Here is an 8,666-nt window from a genome sequence, read left to right as displayed (position 1 = left end):
CCAATAAAGTTAGTTTGTCTAGCATCTAAAAATAAAAATTGACGTTTCACGTTGTTTGTTTCGTTCAGTTTTCAAAGAACTACTTGGTCGCTCATTTGCGACTTCCTTATGTTAACATCTTCATTAGTTAATGTCAACTAAGTTTTTCATTTCGTTTGTCGCTTGCGACGTTAATGTCATCGGCGACTTGTCCTATATTACACCCCTGTAGATCAATCGTCAATACTTTTTATCTTTTTTATTTTATAAATTATAAAAGCTTTGCCCTCTCTTAATTTCTAACACATCCTTAGAACTTCATAAACGTATGTATTCAAACTAACAATCTGCAGACTACACTCTCTAACTTAATACTAATACTTTTCTAAAGAATGAATGCGAGACCAAGTAAATATATATTAAGGATAATATTTTTTCTTTTCGTACGCCCCCCCTTCTACTCATCTCTAGGGGATTATATATAAAACATTTCTCTTCTTTACCTTTAATCAACAAAAAGGAAAAGAAATCTAATAAACTTAGGAGGCGTTATGAAATGCATGTTAATAAAAAGATAATTTATGTATCCCATGATGCCCATTTCCACGGAGCACAGCTACTTTCTTTACATACTATTAAGGCTCTTAAAGAAAACTTTGATTACTCTGTTGCAATTATTTCTATTGGATCCGGTATTTTAATTCCCGATTTCCAAAAGTACGGTCCTGTTTATTGTCTCGAGCAAGATTATCAAACAAAAGAAAAGGTCGAATTATTAATAAAGGATTTATTATCACAGGATTTTACCCTCGCCATATGTAGCACTGTCATAAGTGGCGATATCGTCGCATTACTAGCTAGACACAATATAAAAGTTGTTTCATTAATACATGAATTACCGCATTTAATACAACAGTACTCTGCCGAAGGGAAAGCTAAAAACATCGCTGAATTTGCTTACAAAGTTGTTTTCCCTTCACAATACGTACAAGAAAAATTTCGTACAATCACTGAATTGGATCCTCAAAAATGTCACATTCTCCCTCAAGGTTTGTTTAACCACAATCCTTATAAGAATAATATCGCAAAAGCTAGAAATGAGTTACGTAAGAAGCTTAACCTGCCTCTAGATAGCAAAATCATCCTGGGTGTAGGCTTCGCAGATTATCGAAAAGGAATCGATCTATTCTCACTTATCTCTTACTCAGTAAGAAAGACTCACAAGGATATTCATTTTATTTGGGTAGGGAGAACAGATGTTCAATTCCTGAATACACTGCCCCCTAAATATAAAGCACATTTCACAGTAATCGATCCTACTCCCGATATCGGATTATATAACGCCGGAGCTGACTTATACTTATTAACTTCAAGGGAAGATCCTTTTCCAAATGTTGTTTTAGAAGCATTAGATGCAAAACTTCCTGTTATAGGGTTTAAAAATGCTGGAGGTTTTGAGGATGTTGTTACAGAAAAAACCGGTGCCTTAGTAGACTTTTTAAATTTACCCAAAATGCTAGAAAAAATATATGAATTTATTCATGATGAGGGATTACGATTACAAAAGGGAAGCTTTGGCCAAGAACTTATCGAAAAAAACTTCAATTTTCTTACTTACATTTATCAATTACTAGATCTTCTCGAACATAATTACAAAAAGATAAGCGTAATCATACCAAACTATAATTATGAAAAATACTTACCTGATCGAATCGAATCAATATTAAACCAAACCTACCCTCTTTACGAACTAATTTTCTTAGACGATGCCTCCACTGATCATAGCGTATCAACATTTAAAAAACTGCTCTCAAAAGAAAATAAGATCCATCTGAAGGTTCAACAGGTTATTAATGATACAAACTCTGGTTCTGTATTTAAACAATGGATAAAAGGCGTCACTGCAGCAACTGGTGATTATATTTGGATTGCAGAGGCCGATGACTTATGCGATAAGACATTTTTACAAGAGGTGATGCAGGGGTTTTATATAAATAACAATATTGCCTTAAGCTACACACAATCAAAACAAATAGACGAACAAGGAAATGTATTGGCTAATCATTATTTAAATTACACAAATGATATCGATGAAGAGAAATGGAAAGCCCCCTATTTTCGAAAAGGCGTCGACGAAATAAAAGATACGTTACTTATCAAAAACACTATACCTAATGTCTCGAGTGTAGTTTTTAAAAATATAGATATGAAGAAAACAGAAAAACAGTTAGAAAAGTTCAAAATAGCTGGTGACTGGTTCTTCTATGTTTCTCTTCTTACAGAGGGAGATATTTACTTCAATCCAGCCCCCCTAAACTATCATAGACGACATTTAAATAGTGTAACAAGAACAGAAGATTCATATTCCCATTACAATGAAGTTGTGCAAATGCAAAATTTCATTAAAGAAAGCTTTACTATCGATGACATTTCTAAAATGAAAATGTATACATATAGAAAGTATCTTAAAGCATACTTAAAAATTTAAACGTATGCTTTCTCTGCCATCAATATCTCTTGTAAGGCGATACTATTATTTAAGGGGGAATACTCTTTGAAAGACTTTATAGAGGAACATAAAGATTTAATTTCTCAAATCGCACACAGCTACAATGTAAATGCAAGTATCCATCCTGAGGATCATATCTTTCAGTTCATTGTCACTAATCCCGTTTTCCCATCAAAAAAAGAAGCGATAGATTACTATTTTAAAGACGGGCAAAACTCAGCACAAATACTCTTAGACTTAATCACTTCCCTTTATCCTCCTACAGGCAATCCAATCAAATTGTTAGAGTTTGCATCTGGATACGGCTGCGTAACACGTCATTTATTAAATCTACAAGCGAATTTGAGTATAACCGCTTGTGATATACACGAAGAGGCCATTTCCTTTATTGAAAACAAATTAAATAATCCTTCTATATTATCTCATCCTGAGCCCGAACAGTTAAAATTAGACTCCTCTACGTACGATATTGTTTTTTGTCTATCCTTTTTTTCTCATATGCCTGATACAACTTGGTTTCGTTGGCTTCAAACATTGTATAACGCTGTTTCACCTGGTGGTTTATTCATTTTCACAACCCATGGCTATCAAAGTAAAAAATATTTCGGGTTTCCAAATTTAAACGAACAGGGCTATTGGTTTCTCTCTTCTAGTGAACAATTCGATTTAGATGTTAATCAGTACGGACAAACGATAGTTAGCCCCTCTTACGTGTGTGACAAAATTAAATTATTGCCCTATAACCCAATCATCAAAAAGTATACTGAAGGATTTTGGTGGGAACATCAAGACCTTTGGGTAATAGAAAAAGAAGTAAAATAATAAACCACGCTCTGCTTAAATACAAGTAGAGTGTGGTTTATTATTTTTTACTATATAAGAACTCTTCAATCCATAGCTTATTTAATCTAATCCCATTTTTAAAATCTATTTTAGGTTCCCAATTCAATTCTTGTTTTATCTTATCAATATTTAAAATGATTCTTTGGACGTTCTCTTGTTTTTGTTTATAACAGATAAAATCCACTTTTCTTTCTGTTATTTTCTCTAGTTCCACAATAATTCGTTTTAAAGAAAGACCTTTGCCACTCCCTATGTTATATACGCAAGATTTCAATTGATTTAATTGTGCTAGTTGTATAGTAATTTCAACTAAATCATCGATATAAATATAATCTCTAATAATCTCCTCTGGATTCCCATATATATTAATCCTTTCATTACTGAGATGCTGATACAAAAAACAATTTATCGCCCCAACTTTTTTTAAGGGGTTTTGGTATTTTCCATACGGATTAGAATATCTACATACAACATAATCTATTCCATATTTTCTCTTATAAAAATACAAATAATTCTCGAGCGAAACTTTTGTTATTCCATACGGGGAAAGTGGTCTTAATGGATGTTTCTCATCAATAGGCAAATATTCAGGTTCACCATAAACTGTGCCTCCCGAAGAAGCTAATATAATTTTTTTAATACGAAAATCTTTAACACTTTCCATGAAATTAAGAAAAAATAAACTGCTATTAATATCGCCGAAAACATCTTCAATTGAAGTTGCTACGTTAGACGTCGCAGCTAAATAAATAATAATATCTATATTCACTAAAGCCTTATATATATCCTCAACATTTTCTAAATCACCTTTAATAAATTCAACTTCACTTATAATATTTTGAGGAAAATTATTTATATGCCTGGAAAATACTTTTACATTTTGCCCCTGTTTCAATAAACCCAATGCGAGGTTGATACCAATGAAACTATTTCCACCTACTATTAAATAATTATTCTTCCTCATAATATCATCTCTCTAGTAATAAATTTTTCCCATCGTCAAACCTAAAAACATACACAAATAAACTGGATCATTTCGATTATTCATCTTCTTATCATTGTATGTTTGTTATAAATTTTCATTATCTTTATTTTCTATTTTCATTTTGGAAGAACTTCCTTATTCAGATTGACTGCAAAAACATTCATAATATTTACTCATCCCCATGAATATATTTAATAAACAATCCTCACTTGTTTAACCCATAAAAAAACTTCTACATACACAAGGTTCTCAAAAAAAGGAGTGCGAAACTCATGAAAAATATAAATCAAGAGCTTTTAAATCATGTAATTCTACATAAAGACCGAATTCCGCATTACCATAAAGACTTTCCCCTTATACTATTTTGGAGTCACAGAAGCGGATGCACCGCATTAGCTAATTGGTTCTTTTTTCAAATTGGATTATTTACTGAAGCAAAGAAATACAATGACTTTATTCATTACTATGAATTCTGGGTGTATAAGAACAATATAAATTACATACCAGAGTTACAGAATGGTCTTCTAGAAGGTAAAAAGGATGTTTGTAAACTTGTGCGAAATCCCTATACAAGGGCTGTCAGCTCATTTCTATTACTTGCTGACAATCCATACGCTAGCCCCCAATGGGAAAGTATCCGTCATTATTTTTATAATGATAAATATAGTAATCAAGGAATATCATTTAAACAATTTTTATATTACGTTCAGGCATTTGGTTCCAATTCCCTAGCAATAGATATACATTTTAGCCAACAATACGTCCCTGGTGAAGAAAACTTCATCCAATGTTATATTCCTTTAGAAGATTTTAATGCACAAATCACCAAACTGGAACACACGTACGATTTGATAAAATCCAATTTAGCACTTCTTACAAATTCAGATCATCATCGCGCCCACAAGATGATTTATGCAGGGAGCTATGCAGAACTTAGCATTACAGATGAAGCCTTCCCACGATTTCCAACATACGAAAGCTTTTATGATAAAGAAACTATGGATTTAGTTACAGAAATATATGCACAGGACTTTGAAATGTACCCATACACGAGAGGGATACTTTAAGTCTATACATTTTTCTATGAATAAAAGCTAATGCATCGCATAGCATAAAGTGAAACTTTAATTCGAGTCGGGTTCTCTTCAACTGATTATTCCCTTTTCCTAATCGCTATTTTAAGAGATACCTAACTTTCACCTATTCCCTTTGATTTCGCCGATTGTTGACGTGTATCATACTTTCCATAAATAGATTGCATGTAACATAGGAGTGATGTCGTGTGGAAATCAATTTGAAACACAATAATGGGTACTGCGTTATTTGCGAAAAGAAAGCTACATTTATAGAGCATAATGATTGGCTTAGAGATCATTATTTATGTTCTACATGTAACTCTATCCCAAGGCAGCGAGCTTTAATCCATACTTTACACACATTTTTTCCAAAATGGGATTCCTATAGTATCCACGAATCCTCTCCTGGAGGAATTACAACTCAGCTACTATTAAAAAACTGTAAAAACTATACATATTCTCAATACTTTAAAAACTATCCTCTTGGCCAATACTTTCAAGGAATTAGATGTGAGAACTTAGAAGACATGACTTTTGAAAATGAATCTTTTGATTTATTCATTACTCAAGACGTTTTTGAGCATGTAATGACGCCAAACAAAGCCTTTAAAGAAATAGAACGAGTATTAAAACCTGGCGGCGCTCATGTATTTACTGTGCCTTGGTATCATACACTCACAAAAACTGTGCAAAGAGCAAGATTGAATAAAGAGGTGATTGAATATATTGAAGAGCCCATTTATCACGGAAACCCTATTGATGAGAATGGGTCTTTAGTAACGTTCGATTGGGGGCAGGATATGATTGAATATATTTATACACACACAAATATGTATACCATTGTTTATTTACAAAAGGATAGATCACTCGGGTTAGATGCTGAATTTTTACATGTTTTTATTAGTAAAAAGCAAGAAAATAAGGTTTAATCACTATATAATTCGGAGGTTTGACAAATGCATAACTTTAAGTTAGGAAGTGATTTTGATAATCTTGTTAATTCACTATCTGATGTTGAACTTCTAAATTTATTTATACAAAGTTGTTCCCAAACAACGATAAATGGGGTTCCCGTACCTAGGTTTCCTCCTGAAGAAATTCAAAAACAATTTGTAGGTGCTTCCTATGAACATGCTCTTTATGAAGCATATTTGTTTTATAGCTATATAAAACAATACGCCCAGAATTTAGGTGTTCCCGTGAATAAAGAAAGTAAAGTTTTAGACTTCGGCTGCGGATGGGGAAGAATTATACGCTTCTTATTTAAAGATGCCTCTGATCAAAATTTACTTGGCATTGATGTGGATCCTGCGATGATCACACTTTGTAATGAAACACTAGGAAGAGGGATATATAAAACAGCAAGTCCACATCCCCCTGTAGAATTTATTAGTGACAATTCATTAGATATCATATTCGCTTATTCTGTATTCTCACATTTATCCGAAGAAACTGCTGAAAATTGGATAAAAGAATTTTCAAGAGTTCTTCGCCCTGGTGGAATTTTCATCGCAACAACACAAGCGCGCTATTTTCTTGATTTTTGTCAACAATTCCACGAACATCCTGAATTAATTCAAACAGGATGGCATAAAACTTTATCTCAAGCTTTTCCAGATATACATCGCGCCATCTCGGATTATGAAAACGGAAAATTTGTCCACAGCGCTACTGGTGCAGGGGATGTTAGAAATAGTAGTTTTTACGGAGAAACTGTTATACCTAGGACTTATATTGAAAATCATTATGAGAAATATTTAAAGCTACAAGATTTTTTTGATGATGTAAATCGATTACCACAAGCCCTCTTTGTCCTTCAAAAAATTTAATTCCTTTTATTCAACGTAATACACTTAATTTCATGACGAAAAGCACTTTCTATTTCAGCTATATATCAAATTACCTAATACTCTCTTATTAAGTAAGCTGTAAAAGCAAATTCAATACATACCATAAAAAAAACAGTAAACAGCTAACATATCTCTTGTTTTAAAATTACTCCACCAAATGAAGAATAACTTCCCAACAATTAAACTACGAAAAACATGAGGGGGGATATACTTTGAAAATAATCGCTTTTTACTTACCACAATTCCATCAAATTAAAGAAAATGATCGATGGTGGGGGAAAGGATTTACTGAATGGACAAATACTAAAAGTGCACGACCTTTATTTTCAGGACATTATCAACCGAGGGAACCTTATCAAGATTTTTATTATGACTTAACTAGCCCCTCCGTAAGAAAGTGGCAAGCAGAAATCGCTAAAGCATACGGTATATATGGTTTTTGTTATTATCATTATTGGTTTAAGGGAAAAAGACTATTAGAAACCCCCTTCAATGAGGTACTAAAGATGAAGGAACCTGACTTCCCTTTTTGTCTTTCTTGGGCAAATGAACCATGGACAAAATCTTGGGATGGTCTCGATAAACATATATTAATGCCTCAAGATTACGGAGATATATCTGATTGGAGGGAACATTTTGATTATTTATTACAGGCTTTCCAAGATGAGAGATATATTTATATAGATGATAAACCTCTATTCATTATTTATCGTCCAGGACATATTCCTGATTGTGAAAAAATGCTTAATTACTGGAATGCATTAGCGCGAGAAAATGGTTTAAAAGGCATATACTTTGCTGAAACATTAAACAGTTTTCCACTACCTAATATAAATGGATTCGATGCTAGCATTCAGTTTGAACCTTTCTATACAATTGCCCATGATAGTTCTTCAGACATAAATAAGGTCATATATGATTCTGATATGCAATTGAATGTTTGGGACTACGATAAAGTATGGATGTATATATTACAACGATCGCTCCCAAAGAAAAAAACATTTCCTGGGGCTTTTGTTGATTGGGATAATACTGCACGACGTAAAAACGCAAATAGCAGCATCTTTGTAGGTTCTACCCCTGAAAAGTTCACCATATATTTAAGCAAGCAAATTCATCGTACTTACTCTTTTTACAACAGCGAGTTTTTATTTATTAACGCATGGAATGAGTGGGCGGAAGGAACTTACTTAGAACCAGATAAAAAATATGGATTTTCTTATTTAGAAGGAGTTAAAAATGCAATTGATAGAGGTATGAAAGCATACAAAAAAGACGAGTCATTCTGACTCGTCTTAAAGTTGCTTGGCGACGTCCTACTCTCACAGGGACAAGGTCCCAACTACCATCGGCGCTAGAGAGCTTAACTTCCGTGTTCGGTATGGGAACGGGTGTGACCTCTCTGCCATCATCACCAAACTATG

At 33.2% G+C, this 8,666-nt stretch carries 7 protein-coding genes and 1 rRNA gene; 6 read left to right on the top strand and 2 right to left on the bottom strand.

Annotated elements, in window-relative coordinates; translation table 11 throughout:
* Positions 1-535: 535 nt before the first annotated feature.
* Complete coding sequence (locus H6481_RS27690; protein WP_182813747.1) at positions 536-2,467, top strand: glycosyltransferase; 1,932 nt, start codon at positions 536-538, stop codon at positions 2,465-2,467.
* A 66-nt stretch (positions 2,468-2,533) separates the two neighbouring features.
* Positions 2,534-3,310, top strand: coding sequence for a class I SAM-dependent methyltransferase (locus H6481_RS27685; protein ID WP_000651236.1), 777 nt, complete (start codon positions 2,534-2,536; stop codon positions 3,308-3,310).
* A gap of 40 nt (positions 3,311-3,350) precedes the next feature.
* Here the strand turns inward: H6481_RS27685 and H6481_RS27680 are convergent, their stop codons facing one another.
* Entirely contained in the window at positions 3,351-4,295 is a 945-nt protein-coding gene (locus H6481_RS27680) for an NAD-dependent epimerase/dehydratase family protein (RefSeq protein WP_001230828.1), read from the bottom strand.
* A 293-nt stretch (positions 4,296-4,588) separates the two neighbouring features.
* Between H6481_RS27680 and H6481_RS27675 the strand changes: the two genes are divergently transcribed.
* The 4 genes from H6481_RS27675 to H6481_RS27660 all read left to right on the top strand — a co-directional run bounded on the left by H6481_RS27675 (position 4,589) and on the right by H6481_RS27660 (position 8,531).
* A complete protein-coding gene (locus H6481_RS27675) occupies positions 4,589-5,383 on the top strand; it encodes a sulfotransferase family 2 domain-containing protein (RefSeq protein ID WP_000790050.1) in 795 nt (264 codons plus the stop codon).
* 215 nt (positions 5,384-5,598) lie between these two features.
* The gene (locus tag H6481_RS27670) at positions 5,599-6,321 is read left to right on the top strand and encodes a class I SAM-dependent methyltransferase (protein ID WP_000405127.1); all 723 of its coding nucleotides are present in this window, start codon (positions 5,599-5,601) and stop codon (positions 6,319-6,321) included.
* 27 nt (positions 6,322-6,348) lie between these two features.
* Positions 6,349-7,221, top strand: coding sequence for a class I SAM-dependent methyltransferase (locus H6481_RS27665; RefSeq protein WP_000551407.1), 873 nt, complete (start codon positions 6,349-6,351; stop codon positions 7,219-7,221).
* A 233-nt stretch (positions 7,222-7,454) separates the two neighbouring features.
* Positions 7,455-8,531, top strand: coding sequence for a glycoside hydrolase family 99-like domain-containing protein (locus H6481_RS27660; protein WP_078994983.1), 1,077 nt, complete (start codon positions 7,455-7,457; stop codon positions 8,529-8,531).
* A 14-nt stretch (positions 8,532-8,545) separates the two neighbouring features.
* Here H6481_RS27660 and rrf read toward each other — a convergent pair.
* Positions 8,546-8,661 (bottom strand): 5S ribosomal RNA (rrf, locus tag H6481_RS27655).
* Between the last annotated feature and the right edge of the window lie 5 nt (positions 8,662-8,666).

Source organism: Bacillus sp. ME78 (assembly GCF_903970865.1).
Classification (GTDB): domain Bacteria; phylum Bacillota; class Bacilli; order Bacillales; family Bacillaceae_G; genus Bacillus_A; species Bacillus_A cereus.
Note: the sequence above shows the minus strand (reverse complement) of the source record. Positions and strands in the feature narration are given on the sequence as shown.

Coding starts and splice junctions, on each gene's coding strand:
- H6481_RS27690 (WP_182813747.1), top strand. CDS start 536: ATGCATGTTAATAAAAAGATAATTTATGTATCCCATGATGCCCATTTC.
- H6481_RS27680 (WP_001230828.1), bottom strand. CDS start 4,295: ATGAGGAAGAATAATTATTTAATAGTAGGTGGAAATAGTTTCATTGGT.
- H6481_RS27675 (WP_000790050.1), top strand. CDS start 4,589: ATGAAAAATATAAATCAAGAGCTTTTAAATCATGTAATTCTACATAAA.
- H6481_RS27665 (WP_000551407.1), top strand. CDS start 6,349: ATGCATAACTTTAAGTTAGGAAGTGATTTTGATAATCTTGTTAATTCA.